A 22,354-nucleotide genomic window follows, 5' to 3' on the forward strand; every position below is an offset into this window, starting at 1 on the left:
GATGCTCCACAATCCGCTGGCTGGAGCATCCTTCGAGACGCCGCTCATGAGGCTCCTCAGGATGAGGGCTGTTTTTATCCAATCTTAGAGAATCGGGTCGAGCACGAACGGCTTTTCCGGCACCGTGATGGCGCGGCTGGCCTTGGGCGGCTTGCCGAAGGGGGCACCGCCCGCCGCGATCTGGCCCGCATCCTCGTCGGCGCCGATGTCGCGGTCGGGCAGGTCGATGGCGTTGGTTGCATTCGGCGGCGCTTCCAGCGGGCCCCTGCGACCGCAGGCGGTCAGGCCAAGTCCGATAAGGCCGGCCAGCACGATGGCGCGGCCAAGTTTCAGGCGGGAATGCAGCACGAAAGGAAACCCTCGGACGAAGCGTGACAGGGACTGTAGCGAAAGGAACAGCGGCTTGCGAGCTTTTGCGGGCGATCTAGCAGCCGGGTGCGAAAAGCGCGCCCGTCATGCCCGCTCTTTCGCCAGCCGCTTCAGCCAGCCCCTGGCCTGACGGCGGACATTGACCGGGGCCGTGCCGCCATAGCTGACGCGGCTTTTCACCGATTGCACGACGCCGAGGACCGCGAAGACAGCCTCAGTGATCTGCGGCTCGACCGCCTGCATCTCGGCAAGCGTCAGCTTTTCAAGCCCGATCCCCTTGGCCGAGGCCACGCCGACGAGCTTCCCGGTGACGTGGTGGGCGTCGCGGAACGGCATTTTCAGCACGCGCACCAGCCAATCGGCGAGATCGGTCGCGGTGGCGTAGCCCAGCCCCGCCGCCCGCTTCATCGTCTTCAGGTCGGGCTCCATGTCGCGCACCATGCCGGCCATCGCGGCAAGACACAGCGAGAGCGTCTGCAGCGCGTCGAACGTACCCTCCTTGTCCTCCTGCATGTCCTTGGAATAGGTCAGCGGCAGACCCTTCATCATCGTCAGCATCGCCTGCAGCGCGCCGAACACGCGCCCGGCCTTGCCGCGCACCAGTTCGGCGGCGTCGGGATTGCGCTTCTGCGGCATGATCGACGAGCCGGTCGAGAACTTGTCGGAGAGGCGTACGAAGCCGAATTGCGGCGTCGCCCAGAGCACGATCTCCTCGGCCAGCCGCGACAGATGCATCGCGCAGATCGAGGCCGCCGACAGTGTCTCCAGCACGAAATCGCGGTCGGAAACCGAATCGAGCGAGTTCGCCGTCGGCCGGTCGAAGCCGAGCGCCTTGGCCGTCATGTGACGATCGATCGGGAAGGAGGTGCCCGCCAGCGCGGCCGCGCCCAGCGGGCACTCGTTCAGCCTTGCCCGGGCGTCGCGGACCCGTCCGCGATCGCGCCCGAGCATCTCGACATAGGCCAGGAGATGATGGCCGAAGGTGACAGGCTGCGCCGATTGCAGATGGGTGAAGCCCGGCATCACCGAGCCGGCATGGAGATCGGCCTTCTCAGCCAGCGCCAGCTGGAGATCTGCCATCTGCGCGTCGATCTCGCCCAGCGTATCACGGACCCAGAGCCGCATGTCGGTCGCGACCTGGTCGTTGCGCGAGCGCGCCGTATGCAGGCGGCCGGCGGCGAGTCCGATCCTGTCCTTGAGATTGCTCTCGATGTTCATGTGAACATCCTCGAGCGCGCGCGAGAACGTGAAGCTGCCCGCCTCGATCTCGCTTTCGACCTGCTTGAGTCCGGCTGTGATCGTAGCCACATCGTCGCTGGTCAGGATACCGGTCTTCGCCAGCATGGCCGCATGCGCGAGCGAGCCCGCAATGTCCTGGCGCCACAGGCGCTTGTCGAAATCGATGGAGGCGTTGATCTCCTCCATGAGGGCGTCGGGACCCGTGGCGAAACGTCCACCCCACATTCGATTGCTCACGGCGGTCTTTCCTGCTTTTAGGACGTGACATGACGTCTTGGTCAAAAAAAAGGGCGGCCTTCGGGGTCGTGGCGGTGCTCGGCCTCGGCGGCGTCGCGGTCTTCTACTCCGTCGCGGGCAATGCCGGCAATTCCGCATCGTGCAGCGCAGCGTCCGCCAAGGCCACGACAATGCAGCCGCTGGCGCGAGGCGAGGTCGCGGCTGTCGAGGTCAGCAAGCGCCCGGCCCCGCTGCCGGACCTCGCCTTCACCGGGCCCGACGGCCAGCCGACCACGCTTGCGGCGTTCAGGGGCAAGACCGTGCTGGTCAATCTCTGGGCGACCTGGTGCGCGCCCTGCCTGAAGGAGATGCCGGCGCTCGATGCGCTTCAGGACAGCATGGGCGGACCCGATTTCGCCGTCGTCGCCGTCAACATCGACACGCGCAACCTCGACAAGCCAAGGACCTGGCTCGCGGAAAACAGGATCGGCAAGCTCGCCTATTACGCCGACCCGCAGGCGAAAATCTTCCAGGACCTGCGCGTCGCCAAAAAGATCGAGGGCATGCCGGTGAGCCTGCTGGTCGATCCGGAGGGCTGTGAACTGGCGATGATCCAGGGACCGGCGGACTGGGCGAGCGCCGATGCGAAGGCGCTGATTGGAGCAGCGCTGGGGCGCTGAATTTGCCTCCGCGGGCCCGCTGCTTCATACGTTTCCGGTCATGACCTACTCAATAGGCCTCGCCACCACCTTCCACGACTCCGCCATCGCCATCGTCGACCCCGATGGCCACGTGCTGTTCGCCGAGGCGACCGAGCGCTATCTGCAATACAAGCGCGCGCCCAATTGCGAGCCCGATTCCGCCCCGCGCATGGAAGCGCTGCTCAAGCGCTACATCCCCAAGGACGCGCAGGTCAGGATCGCGACGAGCTGGGGCGAGGATTTCACCGGCTTCCTCGACCAGATGAGCCGGGCCGGCGCGTTCTCGCTCGACGCCCTGCTCAAGCTCTCGCCGGAGCTCAACCGCTCGCTGGTGCCCGAGCGAACCGAGCGCGCGCTGATTGCGTCGCTGCATCTCGGACAGCAAAGCGCCGGGCTCGGCACCCTGCTCGGGCTCGACCGCGCCTTCGGCAAGGCGAACGTCATCGGCCTGAAGCGCTACGGCCACCATCTCAGCCACGCCGCCTATGCCTGCTGGGCTTCTCCCTTCAGCGACGCCGCCTGCCTGGTCGTCGATGGCATGGGCGAGACCGGGGCATCCGCGATCTTCGCGCTGAAGGACGGCCAGATCACCGAGGTGAAGCGCCATCGCGGCCGCGAATCGATCGGCTTCTTTTTCGGCCTCGTCACCRATCTCGCCGGCTTCGATCAGGCCAAGGGCGAGGAATGGAAGATCATGGGGCTCGCCCCCTATGGCAAAACCGACGACGCGCTGATGGCGCTGCTGCGCAAACTCTATCGCATCGAGGGCCACAAGCTTTCCTTCGCCGACATCGAGACAGTGCGTGCTGTCAGCGCCGAGATCCTGCGCTTGCGCCCGCCTGACGCGCTCGATCAGGGCTGGGCCGACCTCGCCCGCTGCGGCCAGGATGTCTTCGCCGAGATGATGGAGCCGCTGCTCGCGGAGGCCGCGACGCTGGTGCCGAGCGAAAACCTTGTACTCGCCGGCGGCTGCGCGCTGAACTCCTCCTTCAACGGCAGGATCGTCGGCAGGCACGGCTTTGCGAATGTCTTCGTGCCCTCCGCGCCGGCCGATGACGGCAATGCCATCGGCGCGGCCTGGCTCGCCCATGCGCAGGCCAATCCCGGCTGGCGCGCGCCAACAGGGCCACTTTCGCCTTATCTCGGCTCGACTGTCTCGACCGAGCCGCTGGAGCGCATGACGGCATGGGAGCCGCGCCTGCGCAAGCTCGCCGCCGACGAGGTCGCGCCCGTCACGGCCCGGCTGCTGGCGGAGGGCAAGCTGGTCGGCTGGGTCCAGGGCAAGGCGGAGTTCGGCCCGCGCTCGCTCGGCAACCGCTCGATCCTCGCCGATCCGCGCCCGGCCGACGCCAAGGACCTGCTCAACGCCAAGGTGAAGTACCGCGAGGCTTTCCGGCCCTTCGCCCCCTCGATCCTGGCCGAGCACGGACCAGACTGGTTCGAGCACTATCAGGACGCGCCCTATATGGAGCGCACTCTTGTCTGGAAGGACGCGGTTCGCATCCGTGTGCCCGCCGTGGTCCACGAAGATGCGACAGGGCGGCTCCAGAGCGTCACGGCGCAGCGCAACCCGCGCTACCACGCGCTGATAAAGGCGTTTTACGATCTGACTGGCGTGCCGGTGCTGCTCAACACCTCCTTCAACATCATGGGCAAGCCGATCCTGCACACGGCCGAGGATGCGATCCTGATGTTCTATACCAGCGGGCTCGATGCGCTGGTGGTCGAGGACTGGCTGCTGGTGAAGTGATCGCCGGGCGTGATCTGATCCAACATCGGTTCATGCTGGTCGAACACGCAACCTTTCGGCATTCTCCGGCCCGAACGGAGGGAACGCGATGCTCGAACTACGCCCGAACTGCGAATGCTGCGACCGCGACCTGCCTTATGACAGCCGCGAGGCGATGATCTGCACCTTCGAATGCACCTTCTGCGCCGACTGCGCGCAGACGCGTTTCAAGGGCATCTGCCCCAATTGCGGCGGCGAGCTGGTGCGCCGGCCGGTCAGGCCGGCGGGAAAGCTCGCAAAAAACCCGCCCTCGAGAGAGCGGGTCTTGAAACCTCATCCGGAATGCACGGCTGCCTGACATGGCAGTTGCGCCGGCTGCGTGCTAGCCAGACGGCATGATCAGCGCGAAGCCGCAATTCTGGATCGTCGCCGGGCCGAACGGCGTCGGCAAGACGACTTATGCATTCCGGCACATCAAGGCCGTTTCCGGCAGCACGCGTTTCGTCAATCTCGACGAGATTTCGCGTGGTCTCTCGCCGCTGGACCCCGGAGCGGAGCAGCAACGGGCCGCGAGGGTCGCCCTTGAGATGACCCGCTCGCTGATCGCGGACAGGAAGCCGTTCTCTATCGAAACGACCTTGTCCGGCAAAACCCATCTCCGGACGATTGCGGCCGCCCGGGAAGCCGGGTTCGCCATCAATCTGTTGTTTTTTCTGGTGGCGTCGCCCGAGGTCTCGCTGTCGCGGATCGCGAGGCGTGTCAGCGAGGGGGGACACGACGTATCGGAAGCCGACGTCCGTCGGCGCTTCGATCGCGCGATCGCCAATCTCCCGATCTATATCGATCAGGCCGATCAGTGGCGGGTTTTCGACAATGCAACGTTGAAGCCGAAGGTCGTGGCCGAGGGACGACGCGGCTGCATCGCGCTCAGCGAGCCGTCGCCGACATTGCCGGCGGCGCTTTGGGCGGCGCTCGAAAAGCTGCCGCCCTGCGCGGAAGCCTGACCCTCAGCTCGCCTGCTTGACCGAGATGCCCTTCTCCTCGAAGAGCGCCTGCAGCTCGCCGGCCTGGAACATCTCGCGGGTGATGTCGCAGCCGCCGATGAACTCGCCCTTGACGTAAAGTTGGGGGATCGTCGGCCAGTTCGAATAAGCCTTGATGCCCTCGCGGATTTCCATGTCCTCGAGCACGTTGACGCCCTTCCACGGCACGCCGAGATAGCCCAGGATCTGGGAGACCTGGCCGGAGAAGCCGCACATCGGGAACTGCGGCGTGCCCTTCATGAAGACCACGACGTCGGCGGACTTCACTTCGGCATCGATGCGGGCGTTGACGTCGGTCATGATCTGATCTCCCGGGGCGGGTTCAAGGCCCGCTGTCAAGGATTGCTGGAATGGTCTCGTTCTAATTCTGGGGAACCGAAGTCGTCAGCGCAAGGGCATGCAGCACGCCGCCCATGTTTCCCTTGAGCGCCGCATAGACCATCTGATGCTGCTGCACCCGGCTCTTGCCGGCAAAGGCGGCCGAGATGACGGTCGCGGAGTAATGGTCGCCGTCACCAGCGAGATCCTTGATCTCGACCGTGGCGTCGGGCAGCGCCGCCTTGATCATCGCCTCGATATCGTGTGCGTCCATCGGCATGGGATTGGCTCCTCAGGCAGCCTTGCCTGACATGTAGTCGGGCAGCCAGGTTTCATGGGCGCTCTTCAGGGCGGAGACAGCGATCGCGGCCTCGCCTGGGAGCGCCAGTGTGTCGCCGCCGGTCATGCCGATCGCCAGCGCGGCAACGCCGGCAGCCTTGGCCTCGTTCAGCACGGCATCGACCGCTCCTTGCGATACCGCGACGAGATAGCGCGCCTGATCCTCGCCGAACAGCACCGCATGGGATGGCCCGGCCGGCAAGGCCGTGACGCTCGCGCCGATGCCGCCCGCCATCGCCATCTCAGCCAGCGCAACGACCAGCCCGCCATCCGACAGATCGTGACAGGTGTTGACTTGGCCGCCCGTGATCAGCCCGCGCACGAAATCGCCGTTCCGGCGCTCGACTGCGAGATCGACCGGCGGCGGCGCGCCGGCTTCCTGGCCGCAGATCGTCGCGAGATAGGCCGACTGACCCAGCCAGCCCGACGTCTCGCCGATAAGCAGGATCGTCTCGCCTTCGGCCTTGAAGGCGATCGTCGCGTGCTTCGTCACATCCGCCAGCACGCCGACGCCGCCGATGGTCGGGGTCGGCAGGATCGAGACGCCGTTGGTCTCGTTGTAGAGCGAGACGTTGCCGGAGACGACGGGGAAGTCGAGCGCGCGGCAGGCCTCGCCGATGCCCCGGATGCAGCCGACGAGCTGGCCCATCACCTCGGGCCGCTCCGGGTTGCCGAAGTTCAGATTATCGGTGACGGCGAGCGGCGTCGCGCCGACCGCCGTCAGATTGCGATACGCTTCCGCCACCGCCTGCTTGCCGCCCTCGAACGGATCGGCCTCGCAATAGCGCGGCGTGACATCCGCGGTCATGGCGAGACCCTTGGGCCCGTCCTCGATCCGGATCAGGCCGGAATCGCCGCCGGGCGTGATCACCGAATTGCCGAGGATCAGCGTGTCGTACTGCTCGGTGATCCAGCGCTTGGAGCAAAGGTCCGGCGAGCCGACGAGCCTGAGCAGCGCGTCCGTGTTCGACATCGGCGGCTTCACGGATGCGGCCTCGATCACCGGCAATTTCGGCGTCTCGACCCAGGGCCGGTCATATTCGGGAGCCTCGTCGCCGAGCTCCTTGATCGGCAGGTCCACCATGGTCTCGCCCTGATGCTTCACGACGAAGCGCAGTGTGTCGGTGGTGTGGCCGACAACGGCGAAATCGAGCCCCCACTTCCTGAAGATCGCTTCGGCCGGCTCCTCATGGCCGGGCTTGATCACCATGAGCATGCGCTCCTGGCTCTCCGACAGCATCATCTCATAGGCGCTCATGCCGTCCTCGCGGCAGGGCACGGCGTCGAGATTGAGCTCGACACCGAGATCGCCCTTGGCGCCCATCTCGACGGCCGAGCAGGTCAGGCCGGCAGCGCCCATGTCCTGGATCGCGTCGACATGGCCGGCCGCCATGATCTCGAGGCAGGCTTCGAGCAAAAGCTTTTCGGCGAAGGGGTCGCCGACCTGCACGGTCGGGCGCTTCTCTTCGGCGCCCTCGCCGAAGGCGGCCGACGCCATGGTCGCGCCATGGATGCCGTCGCGCCCGGTCTTGGAGCCGAGATAGACGATGGCCTTCCCGACGCCCGAGGCCTTGGCATAAAAAATCTCGTCGGCCCGGGCGATGCCGACCGCCATGGCGTTGACCAGAATATTGCCGTCATAGCGCCGATGGAAGCCGGTCGCGCCGCCGACATTGGGCACGCCGAAGGAGTTGCCGTAGCCGCCGATGCCGGCGACGACGCCCGAGACGAGATGGCGCGTGCGCGGATGGTCGGGCGAGCCGAAGCGCAGCGCGTCGAGCACCGCGATCGGGCGCGCGCCCATGGTGAAGACGTCGCGCAGGATGCCGCCGACGCCGGTCGTCGCGCCCTGATAGGGCTCGATGAACGACGGATGGTTGTGGCTCTCCATCTTGAAGACGATCGCGAGACCGTCGCCGATGTCGATCACGCCGGCATTCTCGCCAGGCCCCTGGATCACCCAGGCCGCCTTGGTCGGCAGGGTCTTCAGATGCAGTTTCGAGGATTTGTAGGAGCAGTGCTCGTTCCACATCGCCGAGACGATGCCGAGTTCGGTGATCGTCGGCTCACGCCCGATCAGGTGCAGGAAGCGCTGGTACTCGTCGGGCTTCAGGCCATGCTCGGCCACGAGCTGCGGGGTGATTGCGATGGCGTTGGGAATCACGGGCGCTGGGTTCCTGGCGATCCGGCGGAAGCGGTCTCGGGTCGAGGCAGTCTCGGGTCGAGGCAGTCTCGGGTCGAGGGCGGCATAGCGCGTGTGCGCCCGCGAGACAACGCATGATGGCCTTGCGCGCGCAGCTTTCAGCCGTTCATCGCGTCCAGTGCGGCCCGCAGGCCAGCGGGGATCGGCACCGGCTTCTGCGTCGCCCGCTCGACATAGACATGGGTGAAGCGCCCCTGCGCGGCGGCCAACGCGCCTCCTTCCCGGAAGATGCCGAGCCGGTAGGTCACCGAACTCGAACCGAGCCGCTCGACGCCGAGCCCGACCTCGACGGTCTCGGGAAAGGCGACGCTCTCGAAATAGGTGCAGGTGGTCTCGACCACGAGACCGACGACCGGGCTTTGCGCGACATCGAGAAAGCCCTGCTCGATCAGCCAGGCGTTCACGCCCGTGTCGAACCACGAGTAGTAGACGACATTGTTGACGTGGCCGAACACGTCATTGTCGTGCCAGCGCGTTGGAATCGCGCGAAACAGCGCAAAATCAGCGCGTGACAGCCGCTCCTGACGTCCGCTCATCGCTTGCCCTCCCGTTATTGCCCGGCCTTTTCGCCCATGCCGATCTCCGGCACGCCAAGCGCATCGGCCAGCCGCGTCTTTGCCGAACCGGGCCGCAGCGGCTTCTGCTGGCTCTCATGGGGAGCCCAGCCCGAGAGCCAGACCATCTCGAAACTTGCCCGCAGGCGCCCGTCGGCATCGGCATGGCGCTGGGCGTAAAGTTCCGCCGCGCGCGCCAGCGTGTCCCGACGCATGCCGCGTCGGCTGCGCTGCGTCAGCGCATTCGTCCAGCCCATGGCGCGCAGATCGCGCAACAGGCCGAAGATGTCGCCATAGCGAACGGTCACCAGTTCGCTGTCGACGACCGGCAGGGCAAAGCCGGCCCTCTGCAGCAGCGTGCCCATGTCGCGCAGATCGGCGAAGGGTGCGACGCGGGGGCTCGCGCCGCCCGACGTCTCGGCCTCGGCCTCCAGGAGCACTTGCCGAAGCTCCTGCAGCGTCCGCCCACCGAGCAGGCAGCCGATGAAGAGACCGTCGGGCCGCAAGCTCCGGCGAATCTGGATCAGCGCGCCAGGCAGATCGTTGACGCCATGCAGCGCCAGGAGCGAGACGGCAAGATCGACCGAGCCCTGAGCCAGCGGCAAACGTTCGAGATCGCCGACGACATTCGCGCGCGCACCGGCGGCCTCCGCCATGCGCCAGACCATATCGGCCTTGGCGCGCAGCACCGGTTCCGCAACCGGCAGGGCCGTGCCGAGATCGACAGCAAGGCCGAAGCGCCGCAGCACTGCATCGAGCCGCTCGGCCAGATCCTCAGTCGCCCGCGCAAGCAGGAAATCCGGATAGCCGGCCGCGAGCGCCCGCGACAGCCGAGCACGCCCGAGCGCGCGATCGAAGACGGCGCTGCCCTCGCTCACAGCCTGAAACTCCCGCCGGAAGCGCTCTCAGCGCTCCAGCAGCCGCTCGATCTCGCGGCGCAGTTCGTGGCCGAGATCGCCGCGGTCGAGCGCATAGGCCACGTTTGCCGTGAGGAAGCCGATCTTTGAGCCGGTGTCGTAGATGTCGCCGTCGAAGCGCACCGCATGGAACGGCTCCAGCCGCGACAGCGCGATCATCGAATCGGTCAGCTGGATCTCGCCGCCGGCGCCGGGCTCCTGGTTGGCGAGCAGGTTGAAGATCGTTGGCTGCAGGATGTAGCGGCCGGTGATGTGGAGGTTCGAGGGCGCGGTGCCCTTGGCCGGCTTCTCGACCATTTTCGTGATCTTCGAGACCTTGGCCTTCACATCCTCGACGCCGACGATGCCGTACTGGTGCGTCTGGTCTTCCGGAACGGGCGCGACCGCGATGTGGTTGCCGCCATGCCTGTTGTAGGCGTCCATCATCTCGGCGAGGCAGCCCTTGCCATGCGTATGGTGCAGCATGTCGGGCAGGAGCAGCGCGAATGGCTCGTCGTCACCGATGAGATCGCGGGCGCACCAGACGGCGTGGCCGAGACCGAGCGGCGCCTGCTGACGGGTGAAGCTCGTCGCGCCAGCTGCAGGCAGGTCGGCGAGCAAGGCCTCCAATTCCCTGACCTTGTTGCGCTTGCGCAGCGTGTCGTCGAGCTCATAGGCGAGATCGAAATGGTCCTCGATCACGGCCTTGTTCCGGCCGGTGACGAAGATGAAGTGCTCGATGCCGGCGGCGCGCGCCTCGTCGACGACGTGCTGGACGACCGGCCGATCGACGATCGTCAGCATCTCCTTGGGGATCGCCTTCGTCGCGGGCAGGAAGCGGGTGCCGAGACCGGCGACGGGCAGGACGGCCTTGCGGATGCGTTTCGTCATGGAGGGTCCGTTTCGGGCGCGGCGGGCTTTTCCGACCTGCGGCGTTTCGGGGATGGAGGAAGCAACCGACTGCGGCCCCGACGCAGAGAGTCGACGGCTTCCCATAGCAGAACGAGCTTGAGAACCCGTCAACGCTTTTTGCGTAAGGCTGGTTCCTTCTATCTCCCTCTGGAGAGGCGACCATGGCGATTCTGGTTTCTGGCGGCGCAGGCTATATCGGCAGTCACATGGTGCTTGCGCTGCTCGACGCCGGCGAGGAGGTCGTGGTGCTCGACGATCTCTCGACCGGCTTCTGGTGGGCGGTGCCGAAGGAGGCGACCTTCGTTCAGGGCGACATGGGCGACCAGGCGCTGGTCGAGCGCGTCATCGCCGAACACGGCATCACCGCGATCGCCCATTTCGCCGCGAGGATCGTGGTTCCCGACTCCGTCGCCGATCCGCTGGGCTACTACCTCAACAACACTGTCAAGACGCGTGCATTGCTGGAAAGCGCCGTGCGCGGCGGCGTGAAGCAGATCATCTTCTCGTCGACGGCGGCCGTCTATGGCGAACCCGCGATCTCGCCGGTGCCCGAGGACATCGCGCTGAACCCGATCAACCCCTATGGCCGCTCCAAGCTGATGAGCGAGTGGATGCTCGCCGACACCGCCCGCGCCCATGGCCTGGCCTATGTCGCCTTGCGCTATTTCAACGTCGCCGGCGCCGATCCCAGAGGCCGCTCGGGCCAGTCCTCGCCCAACGCCACCCATCTGATCAAGGTCGCGAGCCAGGCCGCGCTCGGCCAGCGCGCCGGGCTCGAAATCTTCGGCACGGATTATCCGACGCCTGACGGCACCTGCGTGCGCGACTACATCCACGTGACCGATCTCGCCCGCGCCCATCTGGCGGCGCTCGACCATCTGCGCAACGGGGGCGGCAGCCTGACGCTGAATTGCGGCTATGGCCGGGGCTATTCTGTCAATCAGGTCGCCGATGTCGTGAAACAGGTCTCTGGCGTCGATTTTCCGGTGAAGCTTTCACCAAGGCGCGCCGGCGATCCGGCATCGCTGATCGCCAAGGCCGACCGAATCCGCAGCGAGCTCGGCTGGAAGCCGGAGCATGACGACCTCGAAGAGATCGTCCGCCAGGCGCTCGCCTGGGAGGAAAGCCTGAAGACAAGGAACGCGGTGTAGGGCCGACTCAGCGAATCAGTTCGAGCGTGACGCCAGCGGCCTCGGCAATGTCAGGCCAGCGGCGTTCGGCGGTCAGGATCGGACGATTGAGCCGCTTGCCGAGAGCCAGACAATAGCGATCACCCAACGATAGACCGCCCTTGAGTGTGAGCGGGCGAAGCATCCCGGCATCGAAGGATAGATCAATATCCGCCAAGACGATTTCGATCGCCAAGGGAGCGATCATCTCCTTGATGGCAGTCAAGGAACTTCCGCGTTTCGCATAGACGCTGACGACCTCGGCGAGATTGATGCTGACCATGAAGGCGTGTTCCGCACGTGCCATCACCTCCTCCGCACCCGGCTCGTCGAGCAGAAGTGCCAGCAGCGCGGAGGCATCGAGGACTGGGCGGCTCACTCCAGAACTGCGGCTTCGCGCCTCTCCGCGAGAAAGTCGTCGACCGTCACCTTCTCCTTACCCGCGAGAAGCTGACGGCTCATAGCCTGCGCCCGCGCGACGGCCTCGGTAAACGACTGCGAAGGTGCCGTATGTTCAATCTCCTCCACGAGGACGTGGCGGTGTCGATCGGTGGTCCGCTTCTGTCGGACGCCGATCATTGAACCGGCGCGGTCGATCTGCTTGGCACGCGCTTTCACGACCTCGCACTCCCTTGCCGCGATGGTGAGTTCTCAGACTAAGGTAATATCGCCAGGAACGCCAGATATGCGGCCGTTTGACCACCTGACCGATCCGTAGTGCTTGCGGTCCAGCTTTTCCCATCGCCGCCCAACTTTAACCCATGATTAAGCTTGTTCGGGCGCAGTGTCGGTCGCATCATCGGCCCGCCCCGCGCCTTCACGAGGTTTTCCCATGCGCCTGTCCGTCATCGCCTCTGTGGCGCTGTTGAGCCTTGCGCCGGCCTTCGCCCAGACCACCGGCTCGATCAACGCCAAGCCTGCAGCCGCCAAAGCCGCCGCCGCCTCGTTCGACTCCTTCCTCAAAGGCCTCTGGCCGCTGGCGCAGGCGCGCGGCATTTCGCGGGCGACCTTCGATGCAGCCTTTCGCGGCGTTACGCCCGATCCCTCGATCGTCGCGCTGACCAGGAAGCAATCGGAATTCACAGCTCCGATCTGGGGCTATCTCAACAGTGCGCTCGGCGGCACGCGCATCCCGCGCGGACGCGACGCCGCCGCCGACAACGCCGCCGTGCTGGCGCAGGTCGAGGCGCGCTACGGGGTCCCCAGGGAGATCGTGCTCGGCATCTGGGGCATGGAAACCAATTACGGCTCGTTCAAGGGCGACAAGGATACGATCCGCTCGCTCGCGACGCTGGCGCAGCTCCGCTATCGCGGCGACTTCTTCCGCGACGAACTCCTGACTGCGCTGGAGCTGATCGAGAAGGGCCATGTCGAGCGCCGCGAACTGCGCGGCTCCTGGGCCGGCGCCATGGGCCACACCCAGTTCATGCCGTCGAGCTACATGAAATACGCCGTCGACTGGACCGGCGACGGCCATGCCGACATCTGGACCTCGACGCCGGACGCGCTCGCCTCCACCGCCAACTACCTCAGGGGCTATGGCTGGGTTCCCGGCCTGCCCTGGGGCATCGAGGTGACGCTGCCCGAGGGCTTCGACCACAAGCTCAACAAGACGAGCTTCCAGTCCTTCTCGTCGGCCGGGATCCGGCGCGCCGACGGCCGCGCCCTGCCCTCCTCCGGCGAGGCCCGGCTGTTCTACCCCGCCGGCCATCGCGGCCCGGTCATGCTGCTGACCGAGAATTTCGACGTCATCAAGAAATACAATTCGTCGGATGCCTATGCGCTGGCCGTCGGCCATCTCGGCGACCGCATCATGGGCCGCCCGGCGATTCAGGCCGACTGGCCGGTGCAGGCGCCGCGCCTCGACAGGGCCGGGCTCCAGGACGTCCAGCGCCGGCTCAAGGCGGCAGGCCTCTACAATCACGAAGCCGACGGGCGCATCGGCACCGTCACGCGCGAGGCGGTCCGGCAGTATCAGCTCCGCAACGGCGAGATCGCCGATGGCTACCCGACGCCGGCGCTGCTCGCGAAGATGCGCACACGCTGACTCCGGTTCGATTTCGCGCTATATGAGGCCACGCGTGCCAACGGCAGCGCGCGGAAGCGAGAGCCGATGCGATTGCGCTCCCTCATCATGGTTCTGGGCGCCGCCTGCCTCCTGTTGCTGACAGGCGGGCCGTCTTCGCTTGCCCAGAACGCCGGGCAGCCGCAGCAGCGCAGCCTCTTTTCGCTCTTCTGGCAGCAGCCCCCGCCACAGCCTGCGGCCGCGCCCAAACGTCAGCGCGTCACCGCGCCCGTCGTCCGCCGCCGCGCTCCCGTCGTCGTGGTGCGCGACGACCCGGTCATTCCGAAGGTCGACGTCGCCCACCATGTCCTGGTCATGGGAGATTCTCTGGGCGAACTGCTGGCCGGCGGTCTCGACGACGCCCTGAACAACCGGCAGGACGTCGCGGTGATCCGCAAGGCCAAGGCCGATACCGGGCTCGTCCGGACCGATTTCTACGACTGGCCCAAGGTCGCGGCCGAACTGCTCGCCAGCGACGCCAAGGTCAGCGTCGGCGTGATGCTGCTGGGCCTGAACGACCGGCAGGCCATCCGCGAGGGCGACACCGTCCATGAGCCGCTCAGCCCGCGCTGGAGCGAACTCTACCGGACGCGCATCGACGCGGTCGCCAACGCCTTCGCATCGAAGCGCATCCCGCTGATCTGGGTTGGCGCTCCCCCGGTCCAGAACCCCAAGCTCTCGGTCGACTTCGTGACCTTCAACGAGATGTACCGCCAGCAGGTCGAGAAGGCCGGCGGGCAATATGTCGATCTCTGGGGCGGCTTCGTCGATTCGGAGAACCGCTATGCGGCGATGGGGCCAGACGTCTCCGGCCAGACGATGCGGCTGCGCCTCGGCGACGGCGTACATTTCACCTCGGCCGGCAGCCGCAAGGCGGCGCATTTCGTCGACGTGCTGATCCGGCGGCTGATCGAGGCCCAGCCGGTGCAGGATGTCATCGCCCTGCCGGTCTCGCCCGATACCGGCGCACCCTTGGCGCCCGAGCTGCAGGCCGGCGGCATCGCGCGCCTGATCGACGAGATGGTCGGCAACCTGCCCGCCACCCTCAGCCTGCCGGCCGCGCTGCAGGTAAGGCCGCTCGCAGGACCGATCCTGCCACTGACCGCGCTGGCCGCGCCTGGAGACAAGACGCTGCTCGCCTCGATCACCGAGGCGCGCGGACATGGCGAGATCGCGGTCCAGCTCGACCGCATCTTCGGCGAAGGCATCGCGCCTGAACCCAAACCGGGCCGTCTCGACGACTATCGCTGGCCGAAATAAAAAGCTCGATGCCAAGCCCGAGCTGAGGCTGCTGCGACATTCGCTCCGGTCAGTCGGCTGGCGCGGCTGTCGAGAACCGGAGCGCAGCGGGCTTACCGCCCGTGAGCACCGGAAGCGCGGACAGCCGCGTCAGACGGCCGCCGGAGCAGAATGTCGCGACAGCCTCAACGCGGCAGGATCTCAACACGGCAAGATCTCAACGCGGTAGGATCGTCTCGCCCATCAGCTGCTTGTCGATCGCATGCGCCATCTGGCGACCTTCGCGGATCGCCCAGACCACCAGTGACTGGCCGCGCCGCATGTCGCCGGCGGCGAAGACCTTCTCGACCGAGGTCTTGTAGGCGAGCGTGTTGGCCTCGACATTGCCGCGCCGGTCGATGGTGACGCCGAGCTTTTCGATCAGCCCCTCATGCACGGGCGAGACGAAGCCCATGGCGAGCAGCACGAGATCGGCCTTGAGATCGAACTCGGTGCCCTCGATCGGCTTGAACTGGCCGTCGACCTTGGCGCAGCGCAGCTTGCGGACATGGCCGTTCTCGCCGGTGAACCTGACCGTGCCGATGGCGAAGTCGCGTTCCGCGCCTTCCTCATGGCTCGACGAGGTCCGCAGCTTCAGGGGCCAGTTCGGCCAGGTCAGCTGCTTGTTCTCCTTGGCTGGGGGCTCCGGCATGATCTCGATCTGCGTCACCGAGAGCGCGCCCTGGCGCACGGAGGTGCCGATGCAGTCGGAGCCGGTGTCGCCGCCGCCGATGACGACGACATGCTTGCCCGAGGCGAGGATCGGCCGCGAATTCGCCGATGTCGCCGGCTCGCCGCCATTGCGCCGGTTCTGCTGCGGCAGGAAATCCATGGCGAACTGGATGCCGTCGAGATCGCGGCCCTCGATGGGCAGGTCGCGCGGCTTCTCGGCGCCGCCGGTCAGGCCGACGGCGTCATATTGCGCCAGAAGCTCGGCGGGATCGATGTCGACGCCGACATTGACGCCGTAATGGAAGACGACGCCCTCGGCCTCCATCTGCTGGACGCGGCGCTCGACATGGGACTTCTCCATCTTGAAGTCCGGGATGCCGTAGCGCAGCAGGCCGCCGGCCTTGGCCTGACGCTCGTAGAGATGCACCTCGTGGCCGACGCGCGCGAGTTGCTGAGCGGCTGCGAGCCCCGCCGGTCCCGAGCCGATGATGGCGATCTTCCGGCCGGTCTTCACCTTGGCGGGTTCGGGCACGATCCAGCCCTCGAGCCAGCCCTTGTCGACGATGGCGCATTCGATCGACTTGATCGTGACCGGCGTATCCTCGAGGTTCAGCGTGCAGGACGCCTCGCAAGGGGCGGGGCAGACGCGGCCAGTGAACTCCGGGAAGTTGTTGGTCGAGTGCAGGTTGGTCAGGGCCTCGCGCCACTTGTCGTTGTAGACGAGGTCGTTCCAGTCCGGGATCTGATTGTTCACCGGGCAGCCATTATGGCAGTAGGGAATGCCGCAATTCATGCAGCGCGCCGCCTGGTCGCGCGTCGCCTCCGCGCCGAGCGGGATCACGAACTCCTTGTAGTTCCTGATCCGGTCTGACGCGGGAAGATACTTCCGGTCGCGCCGGTCGATCTCGAGGAAGCCTGTTACCTTGCCCATCGATCCTACTCCGCCGCCACCGACATGCCGGCCTGAGCCTGCTCGATTTCCTGAAGCGCCCGCCGGTACTCGACCGGCATGACCTTGACGAATTTGGGCAGGTAGTCCGCCCAGTTGTCGAGAATGTTCTTCGCCCGCGCCGAGCCGGTATAGCGGTGATGATCCGCCACGAGCTGGTGCAGCCTCTCGCCGTCATAGCCGGACATGTTGGCCATCACGTCGATGCGGCCCTTGAACTCCATGTCGCCGCCATGGTGATAGAGGCGCTGCGTCAGCTCCTCCTCCTCCGGCACCGGCTCGAGATCGACCATCGAGAGGTTGCAGCGCTTGGCGAAGCTCTTGTCCTCGTCCAGCACATAGGCGATGCCGCCCGACATGCCGGCCGCGAAGTTGCGGCCGGTCTGGCCGAGCACGACGACGACGCCGCCGGTCATGTACTCGCAGCCATGATCGCCGGTGCCCTCGACCACCGCGATCGCGCCGGAATTGCGCACGGCGAAGCGCTCGCCCGCGACGCCGCTGAAATAGCATTCGCCCGAGATCGCGCCATACATCACGGTGTTGCCGACGATGATCGAGTCTGCCGCCGGCGTGCGCGAATCGGGAGCCGGCTTGATGATCAGCTTGCCGCCCGACAGGCCCTTGCCGACATAGTCGTTGGCCTGGCCGGTGAGTTCGAGCGTCACGCCGTTGACGACCCAGGCGCCGAAGCTCTGGCCGGCGGTGCCGGTGAGCTTCACCGTGATCGTGTCCTGCGGCAGCCCGGCATAGCCATAGCGCTTGGCGACCTGGCCCGAGAGCATCGCGCCGGTCGAGCGGTCGACGTTCTTGATCGCGCTCTCGATCACGACCTTTTCACCGCGTTCGAGCGCGCCCTGCGACTTCGCGATCAAAGTGCGGTCGAGCACCGTGTCGATCGGATGCTTCTGCAGTTCGACATGGCGAACCGCCACTTCGGGGCCGACATCGGGCTTGTGGAAGATGCGGGTGAAATCGAGCCCCTTGGCCTTCCAGTGGTCAATCGCCTGCTTCTTGTCGAGCCATTCGGAGCGGCCGACGAGATCGTCGAACTTGGCGACGCCGAGAGAAGCCATGATCTCGCGCACGTCCTCGGCGAGGAAGAAGAAGAAGTTGATGACGTGCTCGGGCTGCCCCTTGAAACGCTTGCGCAGGACGGGGTCCTGCGTCGCGACGCCTACGGGGCAGGTGTTGAGATGGCACTTGCGCATCATGATGCAGCCGGCCGCGATCAGCGGCGCGGTCGCAAAGCCGAACTCGTCGGCGCCCAGAAGCGCGCCGATAACGATGTCGCGCCCGGTGCGCAGGCCGCCATCGACCTGCAGCGCGATGCGGCCGCGCAGCTTGTTCATCACCAGGATCTGGTGGGTTTCGGCAAGGCCGATCTCCCAGGGCGACCCTGCATGCTTGATCGAGGTGAGCGGCGACGCGCCGGTGCCGCCCTCATAGCCGGAGATGGTGATGTGGTCGGCGCGCGCCTTGGCGACGCCGGCCGCGACCGTGCCGACCCCGAGCTCGGAGACGAGCTTCACCGAGACGTCGGCGTCGGGATTGACGTTCTTCAGGTCGAAGATGAGCTGGGCGATATCCTCGATCGAATAGATGTCGTGATGCGGCGGCGGCGAGATCAGGCCGACGCCAGGCGTCGAATGCCTGACCTTGGCGATGCGGGCATCGACCTTGTGGCCGGGCAACTGGCCACCCTCGCCGGGCTTGGCGCCCTGCGAGATCTTGATCTGCATCATCGCCGAGTTGACGAGATATTCCGTCGTGACGCCGAAGCGGCCCGACGCGACCTGCTTGATCGCCGAGCGCATCGAGCGCCCGTCGGCCATCGGCACGAAGCGTTCCGGCTCCTCGCCACCCTCGCCGGTGTTGGACTTGCCGCCGATCTGGTTCATCGCGATGGCGAGCGTCGAATGCGCCTCGTGGCTGATCGAGCCGAAGGACATCGCGCCGGTCGAGAAGCGCTTGACGATGGAGACGGCCGATTCGACCTCTTCGATCGGGATCGGCGTCGAACCGATCCCGGCAGCATCCTTGATCGCAAACAGCCCGCGGATCGTCGAGAAGCGCTGGCTCTGGTCGTTCACCAGCTCGGCATAGGCCTTGTACTTGTCCAGCGCATTGCCGCGCACCGCGTGCTGCAGCAAGGAGATGTTTTCCGGCGTCCAGGCGTGATCCTCGCCGCGCAGGCGGAAGGCGTATTCGCCACCGATGTCGAGCGCGTCGCGATAGACCGGCGAGTCGCCAAAGGCGTCGCGATGACGGCGCACCGTCTCCTCGGCGATCTCGGGCAGTCCGACGCCCTCGATCGACGAGATCGTGCCGGTGAAATAGGTCTCGATCAGGTCCGAGCGCAGCCCGACCGCGTCGAATATCTGCGCGCCGCAATAGGACTGGTAGGTCGAGATGCCCATCTTGGACATGACCTTGAGCATGCCCTTGCCGACCGATTTGATGAAGCGCTTCACCACCTCGTAGCGGTCGACCTCCCTGGGGAACTCCCCAGCCTCATAGAGCGCTTCGAGCGTCTCGAAGGCGAGATAGGGGTTGATCGCCTCGGCGCCGAAGCCGGCGAGGCAGGCGAAATGATGGATCTCGCGCGGCTCACCCGATTCCAGCACGAGGCCGACCGAGGTGCGCAGACCCTTGCGGATCAGGTGATGGTGCACGGCGGCCGTCGCCAGCAGCGCCGGGATCGGGATGCGCTCGGCCGAGACCTGCCGGTCCGACAGGATGATGATGTTGTAGCCGCCATGGACGGCAGCCTCGGCGCGCTCGCAGAGCCGCTCGATCGCGCCCTCCATGCCGGCCGCGCCCTCGCGCGCCGGATAGGTGACGTCGATCGTCTTGGTGTCGAAGCGATCCTCGTAATGACCGATGCAGCGGATTTTCTCGAGATCGTCATTGGTCAGGATCGGCTGGCGCACCTCCAGCCGCTTGCGACGCGAGGTGCCCTCGAGATCGAGGATATTGGGGCGCGGTCCGATGAAGGAGAGCAGGCTCATCACCAGCTCTTCGCGGATCGGGTCGATCGGCGGGTTCGTCACCTGCGCGAAGTTCTGCTTGAAATAGGTGTAGAGCAGCTTCGACTTCGACGAGAGCGCCGAGATCGGCGTGTCCGTCCCCATCGAGCCGACGGCTTCCTGGCCGGTCACGGCCATGGGCGCCATCAGGATCTTGGTGTCTTCCTGGGTGTAGCCGAAGGCCTGCTGGCGATCGAGCAGCGGCACATCGGTGCGCTGGGCACGCGCCTCGACCGGCGGCAGCTCCTCCAGCACGATCTGGGTGCGCTTCAGCCAGTCCTTGTAGGGATTGGCGAGACACAAGGAGGTCTTGATCTCGTCATCGCCGATGATGCGACCCTGTTCGAGGTCGATCAGCAGCATCTTGCCGGGCTGGAGCCGCCACTTCTGGACGATGCGCTCCTCCGGGATCGGCAGCACGCCGAACTCGGACGCCAGCACCACGAGCCCGTCATCGGTGACGAGATAGCGCGCCGGCCGCAGGCCGTTGCGGTCGAGCGTCGCGCCGATCTGGCGGCCGTCGGTAAAGGCGATCGCGGCGGGCCCGTCCCAGGGCTCCATCAGCGCGGCGTGATATTCGTAGAAGGCGCGCCGCTCCTCATCCATCAGCGGATTGCCGTTCCAGGCCTCTGGAACAAGCATCATCATCGCGTGCGCCAGCGAATAGCCGCCCTGGACCAGGAATTCGAGCGCATTGTCGAAGCAGGCGGTGTCGGACTGACCCTCATAGGAGATCGGCCAGAGCTTCGAGATATCGGGCCCAAACAGCTCGGAATCGACCGAGGCCTGCCGCGCCGCCATCCAGTTGACGTTGCCGCGCAGCGTGTTGATCTCGCCGTTATGGGCGACCATCCGGTAGGGATGGGCGAGCCGCCAGGACGGGAAGGTGTTGGTGGCGAAGCGCTGATGGACGAGCGCGAGCGCGCTGACGAAGCGCTCGTCGGTCAAATCCTTGAAATAGGTGCCGAGCTGATTGACCAGCACCATGCCCTTGTAGACGACGGTGCGGCACGACATCGAGACCGGGTAATAGGTTGCGGTCGCCCGATCCTGGCGCTTGTAGACCTTGTTGGAGACCGACTTTCTCAGGACATAGACCTTGCGCTCGAAATCGTCCTCGTCGGCGATGTCGGCCGGACGGCCGACGAAGAGCTGGCGATGGGTCGGTTCGCTTTCCTTGACCGCCTCGCCGAGATCGGACGAATCGACCGGCACGTCGCGCCAGCCGAGAAAGATGAGGCCCTCCTCGGCAACCGCCTGGGCGACGATCTCCTCGACCTCGGCGCGCGTCGCTGCATCCTGCGGCATGAAGAACTGGCCGACGGCATAGTGCCCCGCCGCCGGCAGATCGATGCCGAGCCGGGCGCATTCGTCGACGAAGAAACCGTGCGGGATCTGGGTCAGGATGCCGCAGCCGTCGCCGAGCTTGGGATCGGCCCCGACGGCGCCGCGATGGTCGAGGTTGTGCAGGATCTGCAGGCCCTGCTGGACGATCGCGTGGGTCTTGCGGTTCTTCATGTCGGCGATGAAGCCGACGCCGCAGGAATCCTTCTCATAGGACGGGTCGTAGAGGCCCTGGCGCTCCGGCATCGCCGGATCGCGCACCGCCGGGAAGCTCGCGGCGAATTCCGCCACGCTCGACTTGCTGGTTTCGCTCATCGTCAAACCCCGCTTCACGCTGCCTGCCAGCTTCCGCCGACAGCCGCCCTAGAGTCCACATCATCCTTCGCGACACCGGCCCGGCCGCAAAACCCCGAAAGGGCCAGCAGCAAGGATGGGGCCAACAAGGCCGTCTTTCGTCCGGAGGGGCTTGCGCTGTCTGAGGGGCGCCCGCGTCCTCCGCAGGCGTCCGGGGCTCGTCGCCCGTCGCGCCTGTCTAGGCCGCCGCTTTGCGGGCGGCGTGCGTACGATTGGTTTTGGCGTTTTTGGCCGTCCCCCTCGTCATCCGTCCGCTCCGTTGCGCTCGTCCGGCCCAAGCTGTTGAAACTCGGGGCGGCGCGGTGAAAATGGGACAGCAACACTGTCCTATTGCGATGAATTTGCCAGAATTCCAATCTGCGCACAAGCGGTGATTTTCGCCAGCGACGAAATTTAATTGCGATATCGATTTCGGGCGCGACATTTGTGAAACGAAAGCATGGCGAGACCGCACACATCTTGCCGCATCCCCGGTCGCCCGCCTTGCACCTCGCCTTCGGGAAATGCCGCCCTAAATCGACGGCTGCCGATCCGTCGCGGGGGGACCGCATGCCGCTCATTATCGTGCCCGTCTATGCGGGCCTGATCGCCCTGCTGTTCGTCTGGCTCTCGCTGCGCGTGATTGGAGCCCGGCGGATTGGCCGGGTCGCCATCGGCGTCGGCGACGACCGGCTACTCGAGCGCCGGGTTCGCGCCCATGGCAACTTGGCGGAGTATGCCCCGTTGACGCTGCTCCTGCTCGCCATGGCGGAAGCACAGGGGCGGCCCGGCTGGCTGCTGCACGCACTTTGCACCGTACTGCTGGCGGGCCGCGCCCTCCATGCCTACGGCGTGTCCAATCCCGACGAGGACTTCCGCTTTCGCGTCGGCGGCATGGGCGCAACCCTGACAGTGACCATCGCAAGCGCAGTGCTCCTGATCGTCGGGCCGCTCATGCGTTGAAAGCGGGGCCTGCCGCCTTGGCAGCCGGGCAGC

At 66.1% G+C, this 22,354-nt stretch carries 20 protein-coding genes; 8 read left to right on the plus strand and 12 right to left on the minus strand.

The annotated features are described in order from the left end of the window. Positions 1–84 precede the first annotated feature (84 nt). Positions 85–348: an LPS translocon maturation chaperone LptM gene (lptM, locus tag AC1DZY_RS25375; protein WP_476822931.1), complete on the minus strand. Its 264-nt coding sequence runs from the start codon at positions 346–348 to the stop codon at positions 85–87. 105 nt (positions 349–453) lie between these two features. Further along, a complete protein-coding gene (argH, locus tag AC1DZY_RS25380) occupies positions 454–1,845 on the minus strand; it encodes an argininosuccinate lyase (RefSeq protein WP_476822932.1) in 1,392 nt (463 codons plus the stop codon). A 29-nt stretch (positions 1,846–1,874) separates the two neighbouring features. Here argH and tlpA point away from each other — a divergent pair, with 29 nt between their 5' ends. The 4 genes from tlpA to AC1DZY_RS25400 all read left to right on the plus strand — a co-directional run bounded on the left by tlpA (position 1,875) and on the right by AC1DZY_RS25400 (position 5,258). Further along, entirely contained in the window at positions 1,875–2,504 is a 630-nt protein-coding gene (gene tlpA, locus AC1DZY_RS25385; protein WP_476822933.1) for a thiol:disulfide interchange protein TlpA, read from the plus strand. Positions 2,505–2,544: 40 nt separating this feature from the next. Next, positions 2,545–4,275, plus strand: a complete 1,731-nt coding sequence (locus tag AC1DZY_RS25390; protein ID WP_476822934.1) for a carbamoyltransferase family protein — start codon at positions 2,545–2,547, stop codon at positions 4,273–4,275. 88 nt (positions 4,276–4,363) lie between these two features. Further along, the gene (locus AC1DZY_RS25395) at positions 4,364–4,612 is read left to right on the plus strand and encodes a DUF1272 domain-containing protein (protein ID WP_476822935.1); all 249 of its coding nucleotides are present in this window, start codon (positions 4,364–4,366) and stop codon (positions 4,610–4,612) included. Between the two features lie 37 nt (positions 4,613–4,649). Next, the gene (locus AC1DZY_RS25400) at positions 4,650–5,258 is read left to right on the plus strand and encodes an ATPase (protein ID WP_476822936.1); all 609 of its coding nucleotides are present in this window, start codon (positions 4,650–4,652) and stop codon (positions 5,256–5,258) included. A gap of 3 nt (positions 5,259–5,261) precedes the next feature. Here AC1DZY_RS25400 and grxD read toward each other — a convergent pair whose 3' ends face one another. The 6 genes from grxD to AC1DZY_RS25430 form a co-directional block, all read right to left on the minus strand. Then, positions 5,262–5,597, minus strand: a complete 336-nt coding sequence (gene grxD / locus AC1DZY_RS25405) for a Grx4 family monothiol glutaredoxin (RefSeq protein ID WP_476822937.1) — start codon at positions 5,595–5,597, stop codon at positions 5,262–5,264. 61 nt (positions 5,598–5,658) lie between these two features. Continuing rightward, complete coding sequence (locus AC1DZY_RS25410) at positions 5,659–5,895, minus strand: BolA family protein (RefSeq protein WP_476822938.1); 237 nt, start codon at positions 5,893–5,895, stop codon at positions 5,659–5,661. A 12-nt stretch (positions 5,896–5,907) separates the two neighbouring features. Then, positions 5,908–8,118 carry a phosphoribosylformylglycinamidine synthase subunit PurL gene (gene purL / locus AC1DZY_RS25415; protein ID WP_476822939.1) on the minus strand — a complete coding sequence of 737 codons (2,211 nt, stop codon included), beginning with the start codon at positions 8,116–8,118 and terminating at the stop codon, positions 5,908–5,910. 137 nt (positions 8,119–8,255) lie between these two features. After that, positions 8,256–8,693 carry an acyl-CoA thioesterase gene (locus AC1DZY_RS25420; RefSeq protein WP_476822940.1) on the minus strand — a complete coding sequence of 146 codons (438 nt, stop codon included), beginning with the start codon at positions 8,691–8,693 and terminating at the stop codon, positions 8,256–8,258. Between the two features lie 14 nt (positions 8,694–8,707). Then, positions 8,708–9,589 carry a methyltransferase domain-containing protein gene (locus AC1DZY_RS25425; RefSeq protein ID WP_476822941.1) on the minus strand — a complete coding sequence of 294 codons (882 nt, stop codon included), beginning with the start codon at positions 9,587–9,589 and terminating at the stop codon, positions 8,708–8,710. A 27-nt stretch (positions 9,590–9,616) separates the two neighbouring features. Further along, positions 9,617–10,498 carry a UTP--glucose-1-phosphate uridylyltransferase gene (locus tag AC1DZY_RS25430; RefSeq protein WP_476822942.1) on the minus strand — a complete coding sequence of 294 codons (882 nt, stop codon included), beginning with the start codon at positions 10,496–10,498 and terminating at the stop codon, positions 9,617–9,619. Positions 10,499–10,680: 182 nt separating this feature from the next. Between AC1DZY_RS25430 and galE the strand changes: the two genes are divergently transcribed. Further along, a complete protein-coding gene (gene galE / locus AC1DZY_RS25435; RefSeq protein ID WP_476822943.1) occupies positions 10,681–11,670 on the plus strand; it encodes a UDP-glucose 4-epimerase GalE in 990 nt (329 codons plus the stop codon). Between the two features lie 7 nt (positions 11,671–11,677). On the opposite strand, the gene AC1DZY_RS25440 is transcribed toward galE, so the two are convergent. Both AC1DZY_RS25440 and AC1DZY_RS25445 read right to left on the minus strand, forming a co-directional pair. Continuing rightward, entirely contained in the window at positions 11,678–12,067 is a 390-nt protein-coding gene (locus AC1DZY_RS25440) for a PIN domain-containing protein (RefSeq protein WP_476822944.1), read from the minus strand. Then, positions 12,064–12,306: a hypothetical protein gene (locus tag AC1DZY_RS25445; RefSeq protein WP_476822945.1), complete on the minus strand. Its 243-nt coding sequence runs from the start codon at positions 12,304–12,306 to the stop codon at positions 12,064–12,066. Before AC1DZY_RS25445 ends, AC1DZY_RS25440 begins: the two co-directional genes overlap by 4 nt. Positions 12,307–12,520: 214 nt before the next feature. Here AC1DZY_RS25445 and AC1DZY_RS25450 point away from each other — a divergent pair, with 214 nt between their 5' ends. Both AC1DZY_RS25450 and AC1DZY_RS25455 read left to right on the plus strand, forming a co-directional pair. Continuing rightward, positions 12,521–13,735: a lytic murein transglycosylase gene (locus tag AC1DZY_RS25450; protein WP_476822946.1), complete on the plus strand. Its 1,215-nt coding sequence runs from the start codon at positions 12,521–12,523 to the stop codon at positions 13,733–13,735. A gap of 66 nt (positions 13,736–13,801) precedes the next feature. Then, positions 13,802–15,013 carry an SGNH/GDSL hydrolase family protein gene (locus AC1DZY_RS25455; RefSeq protein WP_476822947.1) on the plus strand — a complete coding sequence of 404 codons (1,212 nt, stop codon included), beginning with the start codon at positions 13,802–13,804 and terminating at the stop codon, positions 15,011–15,013. Between the two features lie 196 nt (positions 15,014–15,209). Here AC1DZY_RS25455 and AC1DZY_RS25460 read toward each other — a convergent pair whose 3' ends face one another. Beyond that, positions 15,210–16,634: a glutamate synthase subunit beta gene (locus AC1DZY_RS25460; protein WP_476822948.1), complete on the minus strand. Its 1,425-nt coding sequence runs from the start codon at positions 16,632–16,634 to the stop codon at positions 15,210–15,212. Between the two features lie 5 nt (positions 16,635–16,639). Further along, positions 16,640–21,340, minus strand: a complete 4,701-nt coding sequence (gene gltB / locus AC1DZY_RS25465; protein ID WP_476822949.1) for a glutamate synthase large subunit — start codon at positions 21,338–21,340, stop codon at positions 16,640–16,642. A 588-nt stretch (positions 21,341–21,928) separates the two neighbouring features. On the opposite strand from gltB, the gene AC1DZY_RS25470 reads away from it, so the two are divergent. Next, complete coding sequence (locus AC1DZY_RS25470; RefSeq protein WP_476822950.1) at positions 21,929–22,321, plus strand: MAPEG family protein; 393 nt, start codon at positions 21,929–21,931, stop codon at positions 22,319–22,321. Positions 22,322–22,354 lie beyond the last annotated feature (33 nt).

It is taken from the genome of Allobosea sp. P2_A10 (assembly GCF_056405115.1).

Excerpts from the sequence above, each read along its gene's own strand:
- galE (WP_476822943.1), top strand. The coding sequence starts at position 10,681 with ATGGCGATTCTGGTTTCTGGCGGCGCAGGCTATATCGGCAGTCACATG.
- AC1DZY_RS25470 (WP_476822950.1), top strand. The coding sequence starts at position 21,929 with ATGCCGCTCATTATCGTGCCCGTCTATGCGGGCCTGATCGCCCTGCTG.
- AC1DZY_RS25400 (WP_476822936.1), top strand. The coding sequence starts at position 4,650 with ATGATCAGCGCGAAGCCGCAATTCTGGATCGTCGCCGGGCCGAACGGC.
- grxD (WP_476822937.1), bottom strand. The coding sequence starts at position 5,597 with ATGACCGACGTCAACGCCCGCATCGATGCCGAAGTGAAGTCCGCCGAC.
- AC1DZY_RS25455 (WP_476822947.1), top strand. The coding sequence starts at position 13,802 with ATGCGATTGCGCTCCCTCATCATGGTTCTGGGCGCCGCCTGCCTCCTG.
- AC1DZY_RS25395 (WP_476822935.1), top strand. The coding sequence starts at position 4,364 with ATGCTCGAACTACGCCCGAACTGCGAATGCTGCGACCGCGACCTGCCT.
- gltB (WP_476822949.1), bottom strand. The coding sequence starts at position 21,340 with ATGAGCGAAACCAGCAAGTCGAGCGTGGCGGAATTCGCCGCGAGCTTC.
- AC1DZY_RS25460 (WP_476822948.1), bottom strand. The coding sequence starts at position 16,634 with ATGGGCAAGGTAACAGGCTTCCTCGAGATCGACCGGCGCGACCGGAAG.
- AC1DZY_RS25430 (WP_476822942.1), bottom strand. The coding sequence starts at position 10,498 with ATGACGAAACGCATCCGCAAGGCCGTCCTGCCCGTCGCCGGTCTCGGC.
- AC1DZY_RS25450 (WP_476822946.1), top strand. The coding sequence starts at position 12,521 with ATGCGCCTGTCCGTCATCGCCTCTGTGGCGCTGTTGAGCCTTGCGCCG.
- tlpA (WP_476822933.1), top strand. The coding sequence starts at position 1,875 with ATGACGTCTTGGTCAAAAAAAAGGGCGGCCTTCGGGGTCGTGGCGGTG.
- AC1DZY_RS25410 (WP_476822938.1), bottom strand. The coding sequence starts at position 5,895 with ATGCCGATGGACGCACACGATATCGAGGCGATGATCAAGGCGGCGCTG.
- AC1DZY_RS25420 (WP_476822940.1), bottom strand. The coding sequence starts at position 8,693 with ATGAGCGGACGTCAGGAGCGGCTGTCACGCGCTGATTTTGCGCTGTTT.